Below are 22584 nucleotides of genomic sequence, written 5' to 3' on the forward strand. Positions count from 1 at the left end.
TCCATAAAGGTAAGATTATTTTAATTTATAAGTTATTACTTACAGTTTTAAGTATAAATATTTTTTTTCATAATCTATAATGCCTTTTCCTTTTTTTAAGATATCTGCACCAATTATGCCATCTACAGGTTGAGAATTATGGCTAACTAAAGCTGTATTTACATGGCTTAAATTAAATAAAATTAAGGCTACTTTGTCTTTTTTCCATTTGCCAATTTTTAATTTATTTTTTTTAGAAATTTGGGTAAGCATATCTATGGCTCCAGCTCCTGCAGCTTTAATCTCAGAGTCTTTTGCTTTCAGTTTAAAAGTTTCTATAGCATCAAAACCTACACAAGAACTGGAAGCTCCCGTGTCTAAAATAAATAAACCCTTAACACCATTTATGGTCGCTTTAATTTCAAAATGATTGGTTTTGGTTAGCTTTAATTTAATTTTTGTGTAGCCTTTTTCTAAAAGAAAATCTTTCAGGTTTAGATTAGTAATCTCAGTCATGGTGTTTTTGTTTTCTAAAGAATAAAAATACAATAATTAAAACAACTAAAACTCCAAGGATATAATACATTATTTGGTTTGAATCCTTTTTAGGAACTAGATCTCCATAGTAAACAAACGCGCTCCAATAATATGGAGACTTCTTTATATTGCTTATAGATTTATCATTTAAATAATCTAGTTTAGATTGTCTGTTAGCCACGAAAGCTGAATTTATACTTTGATAATTTTTATAAAACAAAGTCATTAGCTTAGCTGTAGAGGCATCGTTTATTTGCCATAAGGAATACAAAATATTTTTTGCACCAGCATATTGAAATCCTCTTGCAATACTCATTGCTCCTTCACCTTTTTGAAGTTTGCCAATCCCTGTTTCACATGCGCTTAAAACTACAAGTTCTGGGTTAATGTTTAAACTGTATAATTCATTTAATAGCATGGGTTCATCATAAAAAGCCATACTTGCCGGATTGGTGAAATCGCCACCAGTAGCATGTGTAGAAAGATGTAAAACACCATATTTTACAGCTAAATCCATAAAGTTTTGCTTGGTGGCTTCAGCATGCATTAAGATGGTTCCATTGGTTTCTTCTTTGATGGCTAGAGCTTCATCAACCGAATAGCCTAGCATTTGATTGCTGTTCTCAAATACAGGAAAAACACCTAAAAGATTTGTGTTTTTTGAAGGGATTTTAGGTTGTAAATAAAATTCGAGACTTGAATTATAACCCACAGCGTGTTGTGATACCAAAAACGACATTTCCGAAAAATTGCTGCTTTCCGTTTTTTTAGTTAGTAAAGCTTCAAAAGGTATAAAGTTTAATAAACCATCTGGAATAATAATAAGGTTTTTAGAATTTGAGATGTCTTCCAAATGTAGCAGTTGGTATAAATTATAGGCTTGATTTGAAAAATTCTTAATATTATTATTGATTGCTGAAGGGCTATCAAACAAATGAATAAAGTTGGTTAAACTATTTTTTACGGCATCCGTTAAATCTATTTTTAAGAAAGATGTATTTTTTTCTGAAATGATAAACTGATAAATAGCCTGCTTTCCATAAAAATAGATTATCAGATTAGTTTTGTCCACCTGAAGCTGTTTTTGAATTCCGGTAACATCTATATTATTTTCCGTTTGAGGATACTTGAGTTCAATATCTGAATGAAGATTTTTTAAGTCAATACTAAGGTTTAAAAGTTGTTTGTTCAGGCTATCGTTTGTTGATGTTTGATAACCTAATTGTGTTTTTATTAGTAAATCTGTTAACTGCTCTTGTTGCTGAAGTAGCTTTTGTTCTTTAATTAATAAACCGTCGTTTGGATGTAGTTCTAATAATGATTTTTTCTGAAAAACTCCTTTTAAAACGGATGCTTTATATGTCTCTGTATACGCTAAAGCTCGAGTAAAAATTTTTGTATCTGAGTTTTTTTGATAGGTTTGAAAAAGCAATTCTATACAATGTTCAGATCTATTTCTATTGCTTACTTGATTCGCAATTTTCGACTCTTGGGAGGTTAGATTCTCAGTTAATAAATTGGATACATAAAAACTTAAATCGTAATAAATAAGTGCTGTTTCTGGATGGATTTGTAGCCTAGCTAATAAATCAAAGATATCTATAAACGTGTTTTCTGCATACAACGTCGATTTTTCCGGAATGGTCTTTTCCTCTAAGTTAGGAAGAAACATATGTAAAGCTGATTGTAAACTTTGATTGGCTTTATCAAAATTGTTGAGTAAGTATTCTAATTGTCCTTTTTTCAGATAATTTTTAGCAATTTCTCTCTTTGTAAGAGAATCTTTTTCCTGAATTAATGTAGACATATTAAAATGCTCTAAAGCCGACGTATAATCGCCGTTTTTTAGAGCCAATTCATATTGCAATAGGTGTTTGTTGTACTGCCCATCTGAAACTGAAAAAATAATATCATTTTCTAAATTGTAATTCTTGGATGTATTTAAGGCTATTAAACTAGAAGCTTTAAGCGTGTTTAATTTGTCTTTTTGCTTAGAGTCAATTTTTAGAACTTCAAGGCTCTGATTTATTAAATCCACAACCAATTGGTGCATCCCACGAGTTTGATACAGCACAGAAAGATTGATTATACCTGCTACATATTGTACCTTATCTTTCTTCTTTTCAGCTATAGATAAATATTGTTTTATAGTGTTTTCAGCATCAGTATAATTGTTGGTTTTAGTGTATAAATTCCCAAGAGGTTTTAAGCAATATTCTATAATGTCATAATCTGAAATGTTGACAAGTTGGTTCTCATTATAATATGTCCAAGCCGTTTCATAGGATGTTATTGCTGGATTAAACCTATTTAAGTCTTTTAAATAATAGGCTTTGTTACACAACAGGAAAATAAAAGCTAATTGTTCGTCTTTGGTGGAAATTTTATTTTTAAAATTGATTTCCTGTTCACTTAATTCTTCAAGAGATTCTAAGCTTTTATTTGCTATAAATTTTTCGGTAGCTAAATAAATAGTATCCTCTAAATTCTGCGAAAAGGCAAAATTTCCAATACAAAAAAGCAAAAGAAATAGATTTCTTTTCATAAGAAGCTGCTACAAAATAGATGTTTAGAGTTTAAAATTTCCAAATGGCATAGAGTTGCAGATAATTAAAATTGTCTTTAAAATTTAGCACATAACGGGCGCCCACACTTGGACCAATTCGGGCAAAACCTGCTGTAACTTCAAACAATAAGCCAGTTCTAAAATTGCTAAAAGCATCTTTGCTTTCACTGCTGATTTCTGAGCTATTCATTAAAAAATCGTCTGAATTACCTTCAAATTGTTCAATTAAAATATCTTGTGTTTGTTTTTCGCTTAGGGTTATCATGCCTTGCAAGCCAGCACCCAATCCTATATAATTGTTAACGTTGTAGCGCATAAGCACAGGAATTTCCCAATCTACATTTTTATAACTTGAATTAGTGGTAGTGCGTTGTAAAAACTCAATTCCTGCAGCTCCTCTTACAAATTCATCTTTAATAAGTGTATTGTCATTGTAGGTATGAAAACTGTTTAATAATTCTATTTGCCAATACCAACGATAGGATTTGTAAGGTGAAATAGTGGCGCCTAAAAAATAACTTTCAGAATTGTTTAAGTCTGAAAACATGTTATAACCCACTTTGGCACCAATGGAAATACCTGGAACAAATCTTGTCGTGGCATAATTGGTAATAATGGGCTCGTTCTTATCAAAAATAATGGCTGTCTGACTCTTAGTTTTTTGTTTGTGAAAATCCTTAGCAAACTTAATATTGTACTTTACAAAGCCCTTAGTAGAATCGTAGACTTTTACATTTTTTTGTTCACTGCCAGGTAAATAAATGTTTTTAAAAGTAAAAATGGCTTGAGTATCTGTAAAGGTGGTATCCAAGCAGCTATATTGAACTTCTTCTTTTGGACAGATTTCACATTTAGGATACATATCTGTAACCTCAATAGTCGATTTGTCCAACATCTCTGGAATATCCGTTTCTAAACGAATGGTTCGTGCTGGACCTTCGCCATTATTTTGAAATTTAATTTTATATTTCAAGGTTTTAAAACGTACTAGTCTATAATTCATAAATGTTGCATTACTAGCCATTTTATTAGGGTCATGGGAGGTTACAATTTCCATTTCCATGTCTTTCACTTTGTGGTTGTCAAAATTTGCATCTGGTACATAAACTCCTCTAACAGAAATTATGGCGCTCGTATCTTTTAGCATTTCTGGTGGTGTTTTTAAGGTGAAAAATAAATTTCTTTCCTCGTTAGGTTCCATATTATTAAACTCAAATTGCTCATAATTCCTATAATAGGCTTTTGAAGTTTCTAGGGTTAAAGGCAAATTGGTTTTTATAGTAGAATCTTGGGGTTTGACTTTTAAATCTAAATATTCTTTTTCTGCCGAAGCCAATAAGGTATAATCAGAATTGTCAATTTTATTAGTGTAAACAAAATCCGTTTTAGGTATATGTATTTCGTTGTGATAGGCTCTTATATCTTCAACATTAAAGTTGTTTGCCTTGTATTTCTGTTCATTATAAAACAGATATAATTTCCCGTTTGTCGTATAATTTAAATAGTTTTTATAGCTTACAATTAATACCATATCTTCCTCTGGCATGGGTTCTCTATTGCGCTGAAGAGTGAAATCTTCAGTCATGGAAGCTTCGTCTTTTAATGAAGCATCTGTTTTACTTACCCTAATTTTTTTTGGTCTGGAATTAGGAGGTTTGCCAGTGTCGTAATGATTGGTTGCCCAAAGTTTTACTTCGTAATTCCCAGGAGTTTTATAGTTGTGTTTTGGGTTTTCTTCTTTGCTAAAGCTACCATCATCAAATTCCCAATAATAAGAGTAAAAGGCTTTTGGTGCTCCGGCAATTTGTTCTAAGGCTGGGGTTTCAGGAAAAAACTGGATTACTGATCCTTCCTCTTGATGTTTAATAGTTGCAATACGAGAAATTGAATCTTGAGAAGGTGTGTTTTGTGCAAAAAGCCATTGAAAGCAACAGCATAAAAGTATAAAAGTAAACTTGGTTCTCATGATTTTTTGAATAATTAGGTCCTTGCTAAAATACAAAAAGCGATGGTTATTACAACCACCGCTTTTCTCAAGGTTAAATTAAGGCAGATTATTAATTTGTAATATAAGTTCGTTCTCTGTAGCTATAGAAGTCTCAGATAAACTAAAAACTGTAGATCCGTCTGCAGCTATAGTCACTGGTTTTACGGCATATCTCCAGTTTCCATCCTCTTCTGTTACAAAAATTAAGTGACATTCTAAACCAATTGGGATTTGTCCGTAGTGTTCACTAAATTTCCCTGAAATCGGATCATAAGCATCCAGTTGTGCAAGTCCAGAATCTTCACCATCATATGATAAATATACGCCACTATTGGTGTTGTTAAAACCTATTGGAACTGTTACATTAATAGTTGTTTTTGGCCTTGGGTCGTTGTAAAATCTGTCAATATTAGTCCAGCCAAATTGATTAAACATCACGTAATAGTTTGTAGGGTCTGTAAAAACAGTATTTTCTCCATCTGTACCAGGCTCGGCTTCAGCTTCTTCCCATGCCAGATTTCCATCCTCATCTATGTTGCCATACCAAAGAATCATGGCATTATCAGCTCCTCCTGTTAATGCAGTAGGTACTTCTAATTGCATAACACAATTTGTTTCTAATGTAACGCCGTCTTGTGTGGCTTCTAAAAAGAATTCTCCACCGGTTAGCAATAAGGCTTTATCTCCGTTTGGCATAATTCCCATAGTAGGTTTGTTTGTAGTAATCATATTTCCTTTTTCAAACACCTCTACGTATTCTAGGTCTACCATTCCAGTTACAGCATTGCCATTTTTAGTTAAACAGTTTCCATCAATAGAAATACTAACACCATGAGTGGAGGTTAAAGTAATAAAACCGTCGTCAGCATTAAATTGAAAGTTTTGGGTAATATTTTCTAAAGCTTGGTGTCTAATATTAGAAAACTCCTGAGCTGTTGGTCTATCTGGACCTGATGTAGGAATATAATTTACATCCTCGTTCGGACTACAGCTGGTAAATATCAAACTAGCCATAAGTGCAGTTCCGAAAAAAGTTTTTAAGGTTTTATTCACCATATTCAAAGTGTTTGAATTAAGATGAAATTGATTTGTTGTTTTCATAATTAAATAGGTTTTAAATTGTTATTCACCTTTATATAAAACCAAGCTTGTTTTTGTTACCCTGTTTTTTCATTTAATTTAGAAATTTTAGTTAAAAGAACTTTTTTAAATCTGTTTAATGCTGAAAGCCCTTTTAAATAAAGGATTCTTGTAAATGGTGTTTTTTTAAACAAAACGTCAGATAATATAAAACATATATTAATTGCTACGTTTTATTATGAAGGATTCTAAATTTTTGAGATGTTATAATGATAAAAAAGACCTTTCAAATTAATGAAAGGTCTCCTTTTGCTGAACTACTTCTAATTCAGCTTCTGATTAATAGCAATCTTTATTTCTATAGTTGAGAGTATTTTCTCATAACTTTATTTTATACACTTTTTTAGCAATCGTTTCTGTTCTTTTTAATTCACCTTAAAACCTAAAGGAATATATGGTTGTCCTAAATTTGGTACGGGTCCTCCAGAACCGTAAAAGTTAGAACTTAAAAACTCAACATTGCCTTGTGTTATTGGATATGGTACATCTGTGAAATCAGATTTTCTTAACACTCTCCCAACTGTTTCGTTAAGTGACGTGTTATTTGATATGGTTCTCATAACTTTAATAATATCTCCTGCACTTACAGCAACTGGAGTAATTATTTGGTAGTCTAACTGTGTTTGTGAAAAAGAATGAGTACCAGAATAAGATGCACTTGAAGTTTCGTTTATTATTTCAATAACATAATCTCCTGTCCAGGAACTTGGATTTTGATACCCAACACTGCAAATTTCGCCATCTGCATTTATTTTTATTCGATATTGATGTGTTTTTAAATCCATATACTCTGGTAAGTCGTCATATCCATTTGCTGTGGAAAAAGCATTTGTTATGGCTGTATTTACATAAGAATCGTCACACACATTGTTTGTCATATCATCGTCATTATCGCAGGATGAAAGGACAAAAAGACTTATTACAGATAATATTGCGAATGTTTTAAATTTTTTCATAATCATTGTTCTTTAAATTGGTTTCTAACAACCTTATATCAATATGCTTTTAAAATTGTTACCCGTTTTTTAAATTTTATTTTTAATATTTTAAATGAAGGGTTTCTGAAAAATTATTTTAAGTTGAAAACCTTAATAAATAAAGATTTTTGCCGAATAATATGTTTTAGAAAGACTGATATTTTTTTGCCACGATGACGTATCTCAAATTTTTGGGATACTTGATTTAAGCAAAAAAAAGACCTTTCAAATGAATGAAAGGTCCCTTTTCACTGAATCATTATTAATAATTCAGTTCCCGATTAATAGCAATCTTTATTTCTTTAGTTTGGCTTTTTTTCTTGGGCTTTTTTCAACCGTACCACTTATAATAACTTTTGAGGTAATAATTTCGCCTTTTGCTACAAGTTTTATCATTTTGTTGGCATCATCTTCAGAAGATGAAAATCCTTTAGCATAACCAAAACTGCTTTCTACTTCCCAAAAATATAACCTATTGTTATTGTCTTCAGCTTCATAGTTTAACATATAAAAGCTTTCAATTTTTTTCTCTAACACAACTTCTCCAGAACTCACAAGAGAAATCATTCTATTGGCATGAATTAAATCTGGCGAGGTACCTGAATAACTATTCTTGTTAGTTGTTACTGTCCAATCAAATATTTGGACTAGATGTTCTTTTGCAATTGTTACAACTTCATTAGAAGTGTTTACTATTACTTTTTTGTCTGTAGCATTAACTTGCATTATTGATAAGGCTACTACTGCGATAATTATTAGTGAATGTCTCATAACTAAAAATTTTAATGGATTAATATTCTTTTTAGTGTTTCGCGTTTTTTTGCGCTTACAACCTTATATCAATATCCTTTTAAAATTGTTACCCTTATTATGCGAAGTTTTTTTAAATTCGTTAAAAATAAAGGGTTTATGAGCCAAAAGAAAATTCACGAAGATCAGAAGTACATAGTTGGTTTGGTTGAAAACAATGCGTTTATAATTCAGGCTATTTACGATAAGTTTGCGCCAAAGGTTATTAATTACATCAAGCAAAATAGTGGAGATGTTTCCAGTGCCCAAGATATTATTCAAGAAACCATTATCACGATATATAATCAAGCCATAGAGAAAGATTTAAAACTTACTTGTCCGTTCGATGCCTATTTTTTCTTACTCTGTAAACGCAAATGGCTCAATCAGTTAAAAAAAACTGGTAATAAAGAGGTAACAATTAATGAGGAAGTGTTATCTAAAGATGACGACGCTCAAGAACTCGCTTTTGAAACCTCTTTATTTGAACAACAACACAGTTTATATAAGGACATGTTTGAAAAACTCGGACAGGCTTGTAAAGATCTCTTAAAAGCGACTTTTAAGATTAAATCCATGGAAGAAGTTGCTAAAAGTTTAGGTGTAACTTATGCCTATGCAAGAAAAAAGAAATCTTTATGTATTGGACAGTTAACCAAATGGATTCAAGAGTCACCAACTTTTAAAAACCTAAAATCTTAACCATGCAAGAACAAGATTACATACTATTTGAAGATTATCTGTCTGGAGCTTTAGATGCAGTAGAAATAGTAGCTTTTGAAAATAGATTGCAAAACGATTTAGAATTTAATAAAGCTTATAAAACTTATGTTCATGCTTCTAAATTTTTAGAAACACATTTAGAAAATGAAGAAAAACAGAAGGCCTTTAAAGCAAATCTAGAATCTGTTTCATCCAAGTATTTTGCTAAAGAAGAATCTTCTAAAATAAGGTTTAAAGGAATCAATCCGTGGTATTATTCTTTAGCTGCTGCAGCTATTTTAGTCATCGGATTTTTCTTTGCACAACAATTTTCAAATCCGGTTTATGGAGATTATGCCAATTACGGCACGATTAGTTTAACTGTTAGAGGACAACAAAGTGAGGTTTTGAGCAAAGCAGAAACAGCCTTTAATAGTCGCAATTACAAAGAGGCTGAAACGTATTTTTCACAAGCACTTAAAACAGATACCAATAATATGGAATTACAATTATATAGAGCAGTATCTTTAGTAGAATTAAATAATTACAACGAAGCAGATGCGCTTTTCGATGATATCATCCAAACGCCTTCTGTTTATAAAAATAAAGCCATTTGGTATTTAGCTTTGAGTAAATTAAAACAAGGAGACGATGCAGCTAGTATAAATGTATTGAAAACCCTGCCTAAAGATTCTGAAGACTTCAAAGAAGCACAGAAACTTATTAATAAGTTGAAATAAAGTCTTGGACAAACCTTTTAGGTTTCTAAAACCTGAAAGGTCTCAAGGTTATTTGTAAAAGAACCTATACTTTTGCAAAATGACAATTACCGATACACATACCCATTTATATAGCGATGCTTTTGACGAGGATAGAAAAGACATGATTCAAAGAGCAATAGATGTAGGAGTCTCTCGCTTTTTTATTCCAGCAATCGACTCGTCTTATACAGATGCGATGCTTCTGTTGGAAGCCGATTTTCCTAAAAATGTTTTTTTAATGACTGGGTTGCATCCAACCTCAGTTAAAGAAAATTATTTAAAAGAACTTGCTCATGTGGAAGAATTGCTAGCTGAACGCTCATTTTATGCCATTGGAGAAATTGGAATAGACTTGTATTGGGACACCTCTACCTTAGAAATTCAAAAGAAAGCCTTTAAACATCAAATACAATTGGCTAAAAAATATAAACTCCCTATCGTAATTCATTGTCGCGAAGCTTTCGATGAAATTTTTGATGTTTTAGAAGAAGAAAAAAGTGAAGATCTATTCGGAATCTTTCATTGTTTTACTGGTACATTGGAACAGGCAAAACGCGCTATTTCCTTTAATATGAAATTAGGTATTGGAGGCGTGGTGACGTTTAAAAATGGTAAAATAGATCAGTTTATCAATCAAATCGATTTAAAACATATTGTTTTGGAAACCGATTCGCCCTATTTAGCACCAAAACCATTTAGAGGCAAACGCAATGAAAGTAGTTATATAATAAAGGTCTTAGAAAAACTATCGGAACTTTATAAGTTACCTCAGGAAAATATTGCCGAAATTACTACTCAAAATTCAAAAGACGTTTTTAATATATAAGCATGACAGAAACCAAACCAAACATTCTTTTAATATATACTGGTGGTACCATTGGAATGATTAAAAACCCAAATACAGGAGGTTTACAAGCTTTCGATTTTAATAATTTATTAAAAAGAATTCCAGAATTAAAGCTGTTAAGTTGTCATATTTCAACGGTTTCTTTTGATGAGCCTATAGATTCGTCTAATATGAATCCGAAATACTGGTTACAAATGGCCGAAATTATAGAAGAACATTACGATACAATCGATGGTTTTGTCTTACTTCATGGAAGCGATACTATGAGTTATACCGCTTCTGCTTTAAGTTTTATGCTGGAAAATTTAGCAAAACCAGTTATTCTTACAGGCTCCCAATTGCCCATTGGAGATTTACGTACAGATGCTAAGGAGAATTTAATAACCTCCATTCAAATGGCTTCCTTACGTAAAAATAATAAGCCAGTTATTAGAGAAGTAGGTTTGTATTTTGAATATAAATTATATAGAGGTAATAGGACAACAAAATTAAATGCCGAACATTTTGAAGCTTTCGAATCTTTAAATTACCCACATTTAGCAGAATCTGGAGTACATATAAAGGTAAATAATGATGCCTTGTTTGTTCCAAACACTAAAAAAAAGTTGGTAGTTCATAAAACATTGGACACGAATATTGCGCTTATTAAGTTGTTTCCTGGTATTTCTAAATCTGTTTTAGAGTGTATTATAAACAATCCTAGCTTAAAAGGAATTATTCTAGAAACCTATGGAGCAGGAAATGCAAGTACTGAATCTTGGTTTATTTCTCTAATAAATAATGCCTTAAAAAGAGGGATTCAAATAGTAAATGTGACTCAATGTTCTGGTGGAAGTGTTAATATGGGACAATATGAAACCAGTTCTGAGCTAAAAAAAATAGGCGTTATTTCAGGAAAAGACATCACAACAGAAGCTGCTATTGTAAAACTGATGTATCTATTAGGAGAAAAAATATCGGCTAACACCTTCAAAACCATCTTTGAAACCACTTTAAGGGGAGAATTATCGTAAAATTAACTGTCAAAATTTTTAGCTTTCAAAAGTTTTTTTGTTATTTGCCTATCGTATTATTAAATAATATAATTAGAGAGGTGGCCGAGTGGTCGAAGGCGCACGCCTGGAAAGTGTGTATACCTCAAAAGGGTATCGAGGGTTCGAATCCCTTCCTCTCTGCTGTTATTTTTATTTTTTAATCGTATTTTTTTTATATCTTTAACACTTTAACTAATAAAATTAAGAACAAGAACAATGAAAAGATTATTTTCTATTCTAGCCATTACCGGAATGATGGCTTTCGGAACTGTTAATGCAAATACAACTGCAAACATAACAGCATCAATAGCAGCAACAGTTGCTAGTGTATCACAAGATGAAGCTGCAACTGACGACGTAGCAACTGAAGATCTTGGATTTCACCAAGAACTAAAAACACGTTTTATAGAAGGTGGACCAGGTTTTATGGGAATCGTTCTATTATGTTTAATTCTTGGTTTAGCAATCGCTATCGAAAGAATTATCTTTTTAAACCTTTCTACAACAAATACTAAAAAATTAACTCAAGACGTAGAAGACGCATTACAATCTGGTGGTGTTGAAGCTGCAAAAGAAGTTTGTAGAAACACAAAAGGACCTGTTGCCTCTATTTTCTATCAAGGTTTAGATAGAACAGATGAAGGTGTCGAAGCTGCTGAAAAAGCTGTTATTGCTTATGGTGGTGTTCAAATGGGACAATTAGAGAAAAACGTATCTTGGATTTCTTTATTTATTGCTTTGGCTCCTATGTTAGGATTCATGGGTACAGTAATCGGGATGATTCAAGCCTTCGATAAAATTGAAGCTGCTGGTGATATGCAACCTTCTTTAGTAGCAGGTGGTATTAAAGTAGCACTTTTAACAACGGTATTTGGTTTAATAGTTGCTATTATACTTCAAGTTTTCTACAATTACATTATTGCTAAAATTGACAGTATCGTTAACGATATGGAAGATGCGTCAATTACTTTAATGGATTTATTGATTAGACACAAGAAGTAATAATAACCTTAAAACACATGATACAATGAGTTTACATAAAATATTAAAAATTATTGTTGGACTACTTTCTGTAGTAGGATTCATACTCGTTTTAATGATTATGTCCGGAAATGATGGTATGATAGACAATATGTTATATGTTACTTATGTAGTTCTTGCTCTTATACTAGTTTTAGTTTTAGTATACGTGATTAAAGGATTATTTGCAGGTGACATTAAAAAGACCTTACTCTCTGTTGGAGCATTCTTAGTTATTCTTGTAATTTCTTATGCTATGTCTTCAGGAACAGATTTAGACTTAACACCTTTTACAAGTAAAGGAGCTGACGTTACAGAAGCAACATCTAAATATGTAGGAGCAGGATTGTACGCATTCTATGCCCTTACAATTATAGCTATTGGTTCTATGGCTTTCTCTGGAATAAAAAATCTATTTAATAAATAATTATGGCAAAAAGATCAGCACCAGAAGTTAATGCCGGCTCTATGGCTGACATTGCTTTCTTACTCCTTATATTTTTCTTGGTTACTACAACCATCGAGACAGATTCTGGTTTGAACAGAAAGTTGCCTCCAATTGATGATACGGAACAAGAAGACGTAATTATTAAAGAGAAAAACATTTTTCAACTGAATGTGAATAAGAACAACCAATTGTTCTTAAAAACAGGTGGAGAAGAAAAGATTATCAAGATTAAAGACTTACGTAAAGCTGCTGTTGCCTTTTTAGACAATGGTGGAGGAACAGGTCTAGACGCATGTAAGCGTTGTCAAGGAAGTAAAAATCCTAGATCTTCAGATAATTTTGATAAAGCCATTATTTCGTTACAAAATGATAGAGCCACTAAATACGACACATATATAGCGGTTCAAAACGAGATTATTGCAGCTTATAACGAGTTAAGAAATAGAGAGTTTGAAAGAAGTTTTCCTAATTTAGGAATGAGCTTTGTTGAAGCAGATAAACGTTATGCAGACCCTAGAACTTCTTCAGCAGAAAAAGCAAATTTAAAAGAAAAATTAGAAGAGATTAAAATTTTAATTCCGCAAAAATTCTCTGAAGCAGAACCTAAAAAGTCTAATTAGATAAACAAAAAATATGTCTAAATTTAAAAAGAAAAAGGGAGGCGAAATGCCAGCAGTAAATACAGCGTCTTTACCAGATATTGTATTTATGTTATTATTCTTTTTCATGGTGGCAACTGTTATGAGACAGAACACACTAATGATTGATAATAACTTACCATTTGCAGATCAGGTTGAGAAACTAGATAAGAAAGATTTAGTAATGTATATTTATGCAGGGAAACCTAGTAGTAACTATAAATCAACCTATGGTACAGAAGCAAGAATTCAATTAAACGATAAATTTGCTGAAGTATCCGAAATACCTGCTTTTATTGCTGCAGAACGCGCTTCTAAAAGAGAAGAATTAATTCCGTTTTTAACCACTGCTTTAAAAGTAGATAGTGATGCTAATATGGGATTAGTTACAGATATCAAACAAGAATTACGAAAAGTAAATGCACTTAAAATTAATTATACAACCAAGAAAGGTAATGCCTTACAAGCGTTGAAGCAATAATTAAACTCTTAATTTTATATTATTTAAAGGCGTTTTGAGCAATCATTACGCCTTTTGTTTTATATTTAATCTTGTAATTTTTATACTTTAAAATGAAGCTGATATTAGCCTTTTTAATGGCCTTTTGTTGTACCGCTACAGTTTATTCCCAAGAGGTTGTTGTAGATAGCACACAAGTGGTGGATACTAAATATAAAGAAGATCAATTTTACTTGGCTATAACCTACAACCTACTTGCCAATAAACCAGATAACGTAAAACAAACGGGATTCTCTAGTGGCTTTCATTTTGGGTATATAAGAGATTTCCCCTTAAACGAAAGACGAAATTTCGGTATTGGCTTAGGCTTGGGGGCTTCTATAAACTCCTATAATCACAATATTTTTGTATTTGAAAACGAAGCAGGAAATATAGAATATACCAACTTAAGCGATGCAGACATTAGCTATTCAAAAAACAAATTCTCAACCTATCTTCTAGAATTGCCATTTGAAATTAGATGGCGAACATCGACTGCCACAGAATATAGATTCTGGCGTGTATATCCAGGTTTTAAAGTGGGCTATTTACTAGCGAGTGCAACCAAGTATAAAGGAGAGCTTGGAACCATTAAAAATAGCAATATTAAAGACTTTAACAAGTTCCAATACGGTCTTACCTTAAGTACAGGTTATAACACTTGGAATTTTCATATTTACTATTCTTTAAACTCTATTTTAAGTAAAGATGCCACATTAGGTCCTGATACTATAGATATGTCTGCCGTTAAATTTGGACTTATCTTCTACATTTTATAACCAGTAGTTTACCAAAATAAGTTGAGGTATTAACCCTATAAAAAATCCAATAAGTAATTCGATACTGGTATGTGCCTTTAAGTGAAGTCTAGACGTAGCAATAGCTCCAATTAGAATAAACATAAGCGCCAAAGTACCGTTGATATTGATGCTAAAATGGATACTTAAAGCAATATAAAACATGGTAACACCAGCAATTCCAATCATGTGAATGCTTGCCTTAAATTTTAAAATGGCTAGAATAAAACAAGCCAAAGTAGAAATTAAGATCCCTATAAAAAAGTAGTATAATTCAATAATTTCCGTTGGAGGCAACACGCGAGATATGACTAAAACAATAATACAACCATTTAAAAACAAAGGGAGTAATCGTTCCTGTGTGCTATTTAAATAAATGGTTTGTACACGTCCAATACTTTTTAATAAATAATAAAGTAGAATAGGAAGTAAAATAGTTAAGATAAATAGGGAGATAACCTTCGCTCGTATAATTTCTATAGGAATAAACCTAGGCGATTTAGAAAAGTAAAAAACCACCCCCAACATGGGCATGAGAATGGGATGAAATATAAACGAAATACTTTTTAAAATTTGATTCAAATTTTTGTTTAAAATTAAGAAATTAATTGATTTCCATACATAATTACGGAAAAACCGTAATAGAAAGTGTGTATTTCATCGAAAAGCCCAAAATATACCTATTACTGCGTATATATTTTTTGAATTATTTTTATAGGTTTATTGAATATTAATCAATAATGATTTTATTGTTTATGAAAAAACAAATATTAACAGCCAAACAGCCAAACAGCCAAACAGCCAAACTTCAAATTATTTAAAATAATTTGTTTTCTTCTTCTAAATGTTTTGTTTTTTACGTGTCAGAAAGACGATTTTGAAAGAGTAGAACAAAACAATTCCAAAGAATATCCAGACATCCATTCTCAAATTCTTAGTTTGGATGAAGTACAGCAAAACTCTAAGCTACAAAAGTCTTTAAACAAAATATCAAAGAATTTTGATATTAATAAAATAAAGACTAAAAACAAAACTTCTAACCCTAATTCAAACTCTGGTTCAAACTCTAGAATAGATGCTAACGATGGGTCTTTCTCAATACTAACAGAAGAAATTCTGTATGTCACTTCCAATGGAGGTGAAGCTTAGTCATTTAAAATTGAGACTCCTCTTTTGGCAGAAGCTACCTTTGAAAATTTTGTAATTATTGACAATGTGGAAGATATTGAGTTTTATATATATTCTTATATCACTTTAGACATTAATGGAGTAATGAAACATTTTCTTATTTCTGTTTTACCTATAGAGGATGATTTGATTGATGTTATAGATTTTCAAGATTTTATGAATGCAAAAATGCATTTAATAAATGGTTGTTTGTATAATATACCAGATGATGGTGGTGCTATCCAAACTATTTGGTGCTTAGGTAGTAATGGAGGGGGCACAGGGACTACTAGTGGTGGAGCATCTACATCTGGAGGAGATGGATGGGTTTATACTGATATTGATGGAGATGGTGACTGTATTAGACAAAAAATATTTCTTAATACATCTGGTCAATACATTCTTGTAACAGAATATAATGTTCCATGTCCTCCAGGTATGGGTGATACTCCAGATGATGGAACAAATGGCTCAACCGACCCTTCAGACGAGAATGATGGTAATTGGGACGATTGGGATTTAGATGATGGTCATTTTCCATACAATGGCAATTTAGGTGGAACAGGCGCAGGAGGCAGTGGCACACCTTCTAATGGTGAGCCAGCTGTTGGAGCCTTGCCTTCAATAGACCAAAATGAAATTACAAAAACACCGAAAGAAGAAGTGTTAGAATGTTTAAATGAGGTTGTCCTAACACCTGAACAACTAGAATGGCTTAACAACGCAGATAATGAATCGACTATTAATAAAATGGCAAGCATGATTGAAAATATTGGTTGTGAAACCATGATAAACATAATTCTCGATTATATAAATGAATCTCCACCAATTTCAGAAGATTTTAGAGACCATACAGAAGAAATATTAAACTGTATTGAATTGCAAAATCTACTTGATAACCCGTTTTTTACTGGTGCTATTTCTGCTTTAACAAGCGATGTGGATGATAGTGATCAAGAAAATGAAAAAGGATATGATATGTATAATAATAATGGAAGTGTTAGTATTACACCTGTACCGTTTGATAAAACAGGACCAACTTATACAGGTTATACATTAAACAGTAATTCTTTTGGAGGTATCCATATGCATCAAAAAAATGGATTATTTCCAATGTTTTCACCAGAGGATATTGTTAACTTGTATAATTTTTATCAAATTTATAACCGTTATAATTACCACCAACATCAAGTGGTACATGTATTAGTAACACCTCAAGAAGTTTATGCTTTAAAAATTAATGATCTAAGTCAATTAGGAGTTTTTGTAACACAGCTTGATGATGAAACCACTAGTGATGAAATTGCACTAAAAATTCAAGATTATATGTATAAAGGATATAATCAACACACTGGAGAAATTCAAAATGCTACAAAGCATCAAAAAAAGTTTTTGGAATTCTCAACACAAGATTATCCATCAGGAGTTTCACTTTATCAATTAAATTTTGATAGTACGTGGTCATGGACTAAAAAAACGTATGATGGTCCTCACAATCCACTAATAGACGAAAACTGCAACTAAAAAACAAAAAACTTATGAAACATATATTTATATTATTTTCAATTATTTCATGTTTATCATGTAAGGCTCAATCCCCATTATTTATGGCAGACCCAGAGTTGCCTGCTGGCACCTATTATAAAGACATGAACAACGACATGGATAAGTTTGTAGGTACTTGGAAATGGGATAATGGAAATTCTTCTTGGACAATTACGTTAGAGAAAGTAGAGTATTTCCTTATTGGAGGTTACTATCGAGATATACTTATAGGAGAGTATCAATACATTGAAAATGGAGATTTAATAATAAATACTTTACCTTTATTAAACGACTCGAGTGTCCAAGGTTTTGAACATTATATAGCAGGAAGTCTTATTCTACATAAATTTCACCCCTTACCCTGTGAGGATTGTACAACAGATGAGCGTAGAGTACAACTGTTTTTTAATGATCCACAGAAGAGTTATCAAAGTGGGCGATTGTGGTTGCGACATAGAATAATAAGTGGCGTAGAACAGTTGGACGCTAGACTATATGGAGAAATAAAAAGTGTGGATACTGGAGCTTTTGGTGATGGAACTGTACCCAATGGAGAATACACGTTAATAAAGCAATAGTTTGAGTGCTAATTTGTAATATTTTTAAAATTATTTTGAAACAATTATTTATAACATACATTATTTTTTTAGTTGTTTTAAGCTGCAAAGCTCAATCAATAACACCCTTATATCCTGTTACAAGTAATCAAACAAACGAAACCATTACAAATAGATATTATAAAGATGTAGATAACGATTATAATCCATATGTTGGTATTTGGAAATGGGAAAGTGGGAGTAATTCTTTAACAATCATTTTTAATAAATTTGAACATTACCTTTCAGGGAGTGGTGATTACTTTGATTTTCTTTTAGGCGAATACAAGTACATAGAGAATAGTGTTGAATTGGTCAATACATGTCCATTAATTGAGCCAATAGGAATTCCTAATATAATCAATCAAGAAGACCCCTTAAATAATAATATAACATCAATTGTAATAACGACAATAGATAGAGGGTTTCCACCATGTCCAGAATGTGATCCAAATACACGTTTTATAATTTTAAGTATCTCAGATCCAACAAAACCAGGATTATGGGGTGAAATTAAAATGGCACGATTTGTAGAAGGTGGTGTAGAAAAAATTAGAGCGAAAATTAATATGAAGTTTAATGAAAATGCAAGTATTGATTATTCTGGACCAGATACTATAACTATTCCAGAAGGTATTTATACATTTATAAAACAGAATTAATATTTTTTGAAACAATTATTTATAACATACATTATTTTTTTAGTTGTTTTAAGCTGCAAAGCACAAAACATTGTACCAATTTTTAACGATACTGGCATCGATCTTCCAGAGAATGATGCCTATTTAAAAGACATTGATAACGATTACAATCCTTATGTTGGGATTTGGAAATGGGAGAGTGGGAATAATTCTTTAACTATTATTTTCAATAAAATCATACAGAATGATAATGGAAACGGTGATTTTGCAGATTTATTGGTAGGCGAATATCAATATATAGAAAACGGTGTAGAATTGGTTAATACATTCCCATTAATGGAACCAATAGGTATTCCAATAATAATTAACCCTGATAATGGATTGGATAACAGCATAGTTTCATCATATATAACGATTGTCAATCGAGGATTACCACCATGTCCTGAATGCGCGTCAAATACACGTTTTATTGTTTTATCACTTTTAGATCCAACAAAACTAGGATTATGGGGTGAAATTAAAATGGCTCGATTTGTAGAAGGTGGTGTAGAAAAAATTAGAGCGAAAATTAATATGAAGTTTAATGAAAATGCAAGTATTGATTATTCTGGACCAGATACTATAACTATTCCAGACGGGATTTATACATTTATAAAACAGAATTAAGAAAAATATTTTGCCACAAATACTAAATTAATATTCGTGTATTCGTGGCATTTTTTTAATCTAAACTATTATATCTTTTTACGTAATCTAGCCACAGGAATATCTAGTTGTTCTCTGTATTTAGCAACCGTTCTTCTAGCAATAGGGTATCCTTTTTCTTTTAATATTTTAGCTAAAGCATCATCTGTCATTGGTTTTCTTTTGTTCTCTTCTTCAATAACCGTTTCTAAGATTTTTTTTATTTCTCTAGTTGAAACTTCTTCGCCTTGGTCGTTAGTCATAGATTCTGAGAAGAATTCTTTTATCAACTTGGTGCCATAAGGCGTATCCACATATTTGCTATTAGCAACTCTGGAAACAGTAGAAACGTCCATCTCTATCTCGTCTGCAATATCTTTTAAAATCATTGGTCGCAGTTTGCGCTCATCTCCGGTTAGAAAGTATTCTTTTTGGTAATGCATAATAGAACTCATGGTTACAAATAAGGTCTGCTGACGCTGTTTAATAGCATCAATAAACCATTTGGCAGCATCCAACTTTTGTTTGATAAACATCACAGCATCTTTTTGCGATTTCGATTTGTCCTTAGATTCTTTATAACCTTTAAGCATGTTGTTGTACTCTCTGGAGACATGTAATTCAGGCGCATTTCTTCCGTTTAGAGTCAATTCCAATTCGCCATCTACAATCTTAATAGCAAAATCTGGAACCACATGTTCTACCATACGGTTATTTCCAGAATAGGAACCTCCTGGTTTCGGATTGAGGCGTTCTATTTCATCGATGGCATCCTTTAGTTGCTGCTCGGTAATATCGAATTTTTGAAGTAGTTTTTTATAATGTTTTTTGGTGAATTTCTCGAAAGCATTATCAATAATATCAATGGCCAATTCAACATCCGGATTTTTCTGTTTCCTATGTAATTGAATACTTAAACATTCTTGCAGATTGCGCGCACCAACACCAGCAGGATCTAATTGATGAACTATTTTAAGCACCTTTTTAATCTCTTCCTCTGTAGTATAAATGTTTTGGGTAAAAGCCAAATCGTCCATAATATCTGTTAACTCTCTACGGATATATCCACTTTCGTCAATGCTTCCTACTAAAAATTCAGCAATATCAAACTCGTCATCCGTTAATCTAAACGTATTCAGTTGATTGATTAAATGTTGCGTAAATGAAGTGCCAGCAGCATAAGGCAAGGTTTTTTCTTCATCGTCGCTACTGTAATTATTGGCTTGGGTTCTATAATCAGGAATATCATCGTCGCTTAAATAATCATCCACATTAATATCGTCTGCATTTATAGATTCATTATCATCCTCGTATTCGTTGGTATTGTCAAAATCGTCATCAAAGTCATCCAATTGCTCTTTTCCACTTTCTAAGGCTGGATTTTCTTCCAACTCTTGTTTTAAGCGTTGTTCAAATGCTTGCGTAGGCAATTGTATCAGCTTCATCAATTGGATTTGTTGAGGCGATAACTTTTGTGATAATTTAAACTGTAAATATTGTTTAAGCATTATTATGATTTGGTTCTTTATAAAAATAAAAAAAACAATCTATAATAAACATGTATATAGATTGTTTTATGAAACATTTATAATGTTTATTTATAAATATAGAAGATACTGATTTTATAGATGTTTTATACAATAAATAAAAACAATTTATTTACACATGAAAATATGGTGTTTACAACCTATAAGGTTTCAAAAGCTTTAAAGCTCCATAAATCTATAAAATATGAATCAATATCAGAATAAGATTTCTGCCAAAGTTTATCTTGAGCGAAGTCAAAAGGCAGGAATTTAAAATTCAGCATTTTGTGGCGTTCTAGGAAACGGAATCACATCGCGAATGTTACCCATGCCTGTGGCGAACATCACCAAGCGCTCAAAACCTAAACCAAAACCAGAATGTACAGCAGTTCCGTATTTTCTTAAATCTAAATACCACCACAATTCTTCTTCGTCAATATCTAAAGCTTTCATTTTTTCTTTAAGAACGTCTAAACGCTCTTCACGTTGCGAACCTCCAACCATTTCGCCAATCCCAGGGAATAAAATATCCATAGCGCGAACGGTTTTACCATCTTCATTTAATCGCATATAAAACGCTTTGATGTTGGCAGGGTAATCAAACAAAATAACAGGACAGTTAAAGTGTTTCTCCACTAGATAACGTTCGTGTTCACTTTGTAAATCGGCGCCCCATTGGTCAATAATATATTTGAATTTTTTCTTCTTATTAGGCTTGCAATCTCTTAAAATCTCAATAGCTTCGGTATAGCTTACTCGTTTAAAATTGTTATCCACAACAAACTTAATTTTTTCAATTAAGCTCATGTCGCTACGTTCGGCTTGAGGTTTTGACTTTTCTTCATCTAATAATCTACTCTCTAAAAACTCTAAGTCTTCACGATTATGCTCTAGAATATAGCTTAAAACCGACTTCATAAAGTCTTCAGCTAAGTCCATATTTCCAGCTAAATCCATAAAAGCGACTTCTGGTTCAATCATCCAGAATTCGGCTAAGTGTCTTGAAGTATTTGAATTTTCAGCTCTAAAAGTAGGACCAAAGGTGTACACTTTGCCTAAAGACATGGCATAGGCTTCAGCTTCTAATTGCCCGGAAACGGTTAGATTGGTTTCTTTTCCGAAGAAATCTTCCTTATAATTAACCTCTCCATTCTCGTTTAAAGGAGGATTTTTGGCATCTAAATTAGTCACACGAAACATTTCTCCTGCGCCTTCAGCATCACTCCCTGTAATAATTGGGGTGTGCATATAGTAAAATCCATTCTCGTTAAAATACTTATGTATAGCAAAAGAAAGAGAAGAACGCAAACGCATAACAGCACTAAACGTATTCGTTCTAGTTCTTAAATGGGCATTTTCTCTTAAGAATTCGAAAGAGTGTTTTTTAGGTTGAATTGGAAACGATTCAGCATCAGAATCTCCTAAAATCTCAATAGATTTTACTTGAATCTCTACGCTTTGACCCTTTCCTTGGCTTTCTGTTAAAGAGCCTTTTATATGCACAGCAGCTCCCGTAGTAATACGCTTTAAAGTAGCTTCGTCTGTGTTCTCAAAATCTACAACACATTGAATATTGTTTATGGTGGAACCATCGTTTAAGGCAATAAAACGCTTGGCTCTAAAAGTTCTAACCCAACCTTTTACTTCAATATCTTGTAATTTGTTATTCTTTGAAAGTAAGTTTGCAATTGTGCTCGATATCAT

23 protein-coding genes and 1 tRNA gene are annotated in these 22584 nt (G+C 32.1%); 15 read left to right on the forward strand and 9 right to left on the reverse strand.

Going from position 1 to position 22584, the window contains the following annotated elements; genetic code table 11:
• Positions 1–39: 39 nt before the first annotated feature.
• The 6 genes from OS191_RS12155 to OS191_RS12180 all read right to left on the reverse strand — a co-directional run bounded on the left by OS191_RS12155 (position 40) and on the right by OS191_RS12180 (position 7957).
• The gene (locus OS191_RS12155; protein WP_267155984.1) at positions 40–495 is read right to left on the reverse strand and encodes a retropepsin-like aspartic protease; all 456 of its coding nucleotides are present in this window, start codon (positions 493–495) and stop codon (positions 40–42) included.
• On the reverse strand, positions 488–3061 hold the full coding sequence (locus OS191_RS12160; RefSeq protein ID WP_267155985.1) for a CHAT domain-containing protein: 2574 nt from the start codon (positions 3059–3061) through the stop codon (positions 488–490). Before OS191_RS12160 ends, OS191_RS12155 begins: the two co-directional genes overlap by 8 nt.
• A gap of 31 nt (positions 3062–3092) precedes the next feature.
• Entirely contained in the window at positions 3093–5048 is a 1956-nt protein-coding gene (locus OS191_RS12165; RefSeq protein WP_267155986.1) for a PKD domain-containing protein, read from the reverse strand.
• 78 nt (positions 5049–5126) lie between these two features.
• Entirely contained in the window at positions 5127–6170 is a 1044-nt protein-coding gene (locus OS191_RS12170; RefSeq protein WP_267155987.1) for a hypothetical protein, read from the reverse strand.
• 404 nt (positions 6171–6574) lie between these two features.
• Positions 6575–7165 carry a hypothetical protein gene (locus OS191_RS12175; protein ID WP_267155988.1) on the reverse strand — a complete coding sequence of 197 codons (591 nt, stop codon included), beginning with the start codon at positions 7163–7165 and terminating at the stop codon, positions 6575–6577.
• A gap of 315 nt (positions 7166–7480) precedes the next feature.
• Positions 7481–7957, reverse strand: a complete 477-nt coding sequence (locus OS191_RS12180) for a hypothetical protein (RefSeq protein WP_267155989.1) — start codon at positions 7955–7957, stop codon at positions 7481–7483.
• Between the two features lie 138 nt (positions 7958–8095).
• Here OS191_RS12180 and OS191_RS12185 point away from each other — a divergent pair, with 138 nt between their 5' ends.
• The 10 genes from OS191_RS12185 to OS191_RS12230 all read left to right on the forward strand — a co-directional run bounded on the left by OS191_RS12185 (position 8096) and on the right by OS191_RS12230 (position 14703).
• Complete coding sequence (locus OS191_RS12185; protein WP_267155990.1) at positions 8096–8677, forward strand: RNA polymerase sigma factor; 582 nt, start codon at positions 8096–8098, stop codon at positions 8675–8677.
• Between the two features lie 2 nt (positions 8678–8679).
• Entirely contained in the window at positions 8680–9417 is a 738-nt protein-coding gene (locus tag OS191_RS12190; RefSeq protein WP_267155991.1) for a tetratricopeptide repeat protein, read from the forward strand.
• Between the two features lie 79 nt (positions 9418–9496).
• Entirely contained in the window at positions 9497–10264 is a 768-nt protein-coding gene (locus OS191_RS12195; protein WP_267155992.1) for a TatD family hydrolase, read from the forward strand.
• Between the two features lie 2 nt (positions 10265–10266).
• Positions 10267–11298, forward strand: coding sequence for an asparaginase (locus OS191_RS12200; protein WP_267155993.1), 1032 nt, complete (start codon positions 10267–10269; stop codon positions 11296–11298).
• 74 nt (positions 11299–11372) lie between these two features.
• Positions 11373–11460 (forward strand) — tRNA-Ser (locus OS191_RS12205).
• A 75-nt stretch (positions 11461–11535) separates the two neighbouring features.
• Positions 11536–12321, forward strand: a complete 786-nt coding sequence (locus OS191_RS12210) for a MotA/TolQ/ExbB proton channel family protein (RefSeq protein ID WP_267155994.1) — start codon at positions 11536–11538, stop codon at positions 12319–12321.
• Positions 12322–12346: 25 nt separating this feature from the next.
• Positions 12347–12766, forward strand: a complete 420-nt coding sequence (locus tag OS191_RS12215) for a hypothetical protein (RefSeq protein WP_267155995.1) — start codon at positions 12347–12349, stop codon at positions 12764–12766.
• A gap of 2 nt (positions 12767–12768) precedes the next feature.
• The gene (locus OS191_RS12220) at positions 12769–13407 is read left to right on the forward strand and encodes an ExbD/TolR family protein (RefSeq protein ID WP_267155996.1); all 639 of its coding nucleotides are present in this window, start codon (positions 12769–12771) and stop codon (positions 13405–13407) included.
• 13 nt (positions 13408–13420) lie between these two features.
• Complete coding sequence (locus OS191_RS12225; RefSeq protein WP_267155997.1) at positions 13421–13906, forward strand: ExbD/TolR family protein; 486 nt, start codon at positions 13421–13423, stop codon at positions 13904–13906.
• 92 nt (positions 13907–13998) lie between these two features.
• Entirely contained in the window at positions 13999–14703 is a 705-nt protein-coding gene (locus OS191_RS12230) for a porin family protein (RefSeq protein ID WP_267155998.1), read from the forward strand.
• Here OS191_RS12230 and OS191_RS12235 read toward each other — a convergent pair.
• Entirely contained in the window at positions 14698–15303 is a 606-nt protein-coding gene (locus OS191_RS12235) for a hypothetical protein (RefSeq protein WP_267155999.1), read from the reverse strand. The genes OS191_RS12230 and OS191_RS12235 overlap by 6 nt on opposite strands.
• Positions 15304–15570: 267 nt before the next feature.
• Between OS191_RS12235 and OS191_RS12240 the strand changes: the two genes are divergently transcribed.
• The 5 genes from OS191_RS12240 to OS191_RS12260 are packed head-to-tail and all read left to right on the forward strand — an operon-like array spanning position 15571 to position 19336.
• Positions 15571–15870 (forward strand): hypothetical protein, encoded by a 300-nt coding sequence (locus OS191_RS12240; protein ID WP_267156000.1) that lies wholly within the window; start codon positions 15571–15573, stop codon positions 15868–15870.
• A 24-nt stretch (positions 15871–15894) separates the two neighbouring features.
• Complete coding sequence (locus OS191_RS12245) at positions 15895–17412, forward strand: hypothetical protein (protein ID WP_267156001.1); 1518 nt, start codon at positions 15895–15897, stop codon at positions 17410–17412.
• A 14-nt stretch (positions 17413–17426) separates the two neighbouring features.
• Positions 17427–18011: a DUF6705 family protein gene (locus OS191_RS12250; RefSeq protein ID WP_267156002.1), complete on the forward strand. Its 585-nt coding sequence runs from the start codon at positions 17427–17429 to the stop codon at positions 18009–18011.
• 35 nt (positions 18012–18046) lie between these two features.
• Positions 18047–18691 carry a DUF6705 family protein gene (locus OS191_RS12255; protein WP_267156003.1) on the forward strand — a complete coding sequence of 215 codons (645 nt, stop codon included), beginning with the start codon at positions 18047–18049 and terminating at the stop codon, positions 18689–18691.
• 6 nt (positions 18692–18697) lie between these two features.
• Positions 18698–19336: a DUF6705 family protein gene (locus OS191_RS12260; protein WP_267156004.1), complete on the forward strand. Its 639-nt coding sequence runs from the start codon at positions 18698–18700 to the stop codon at positions 19334–19336.
• A gap of 68 nt (positions 19337–19404) precedes the next feature.
• Here OS191_RS12260 and rpoN read toward each other — a convergent pair whose 3' ends face one another.
• Both rpoN and asnS read right to left on the reverse strand, forming a co-directional pair.
• Entirely contained in the window at positions 19405–20862 is a 1458-nt protein-coding gene (gene rpoN, locus OS191_RS12265; RefSeq protein ID WP_267156005.1) for an RNA polymerase factor sigma-54, read from the reverse strand.
• Positions 20863–21150: 288 nt separating this feature from the next.
• Positions 21151–22584 carry an asparagine--tRNA ligase gene (gene asnS / locus OS191_RS12270; RefSeq protein WP_267156006.1) on the reverse strand — a complete coding sequence of 478 codons (1434 nt, stop codon included), beginning with the start codon at positions 22582–22584 and terminating at the stop codon, positions 21151–21153.

It is taken from the genome of Xanthomarina sp. F2636L (assembly GCF_026410195.1).
GTDB lineage: Bacteria > Bacteroidota > Bacteroidia > Flavobacteriales > Flavobacteriaceae > Xanthomarina.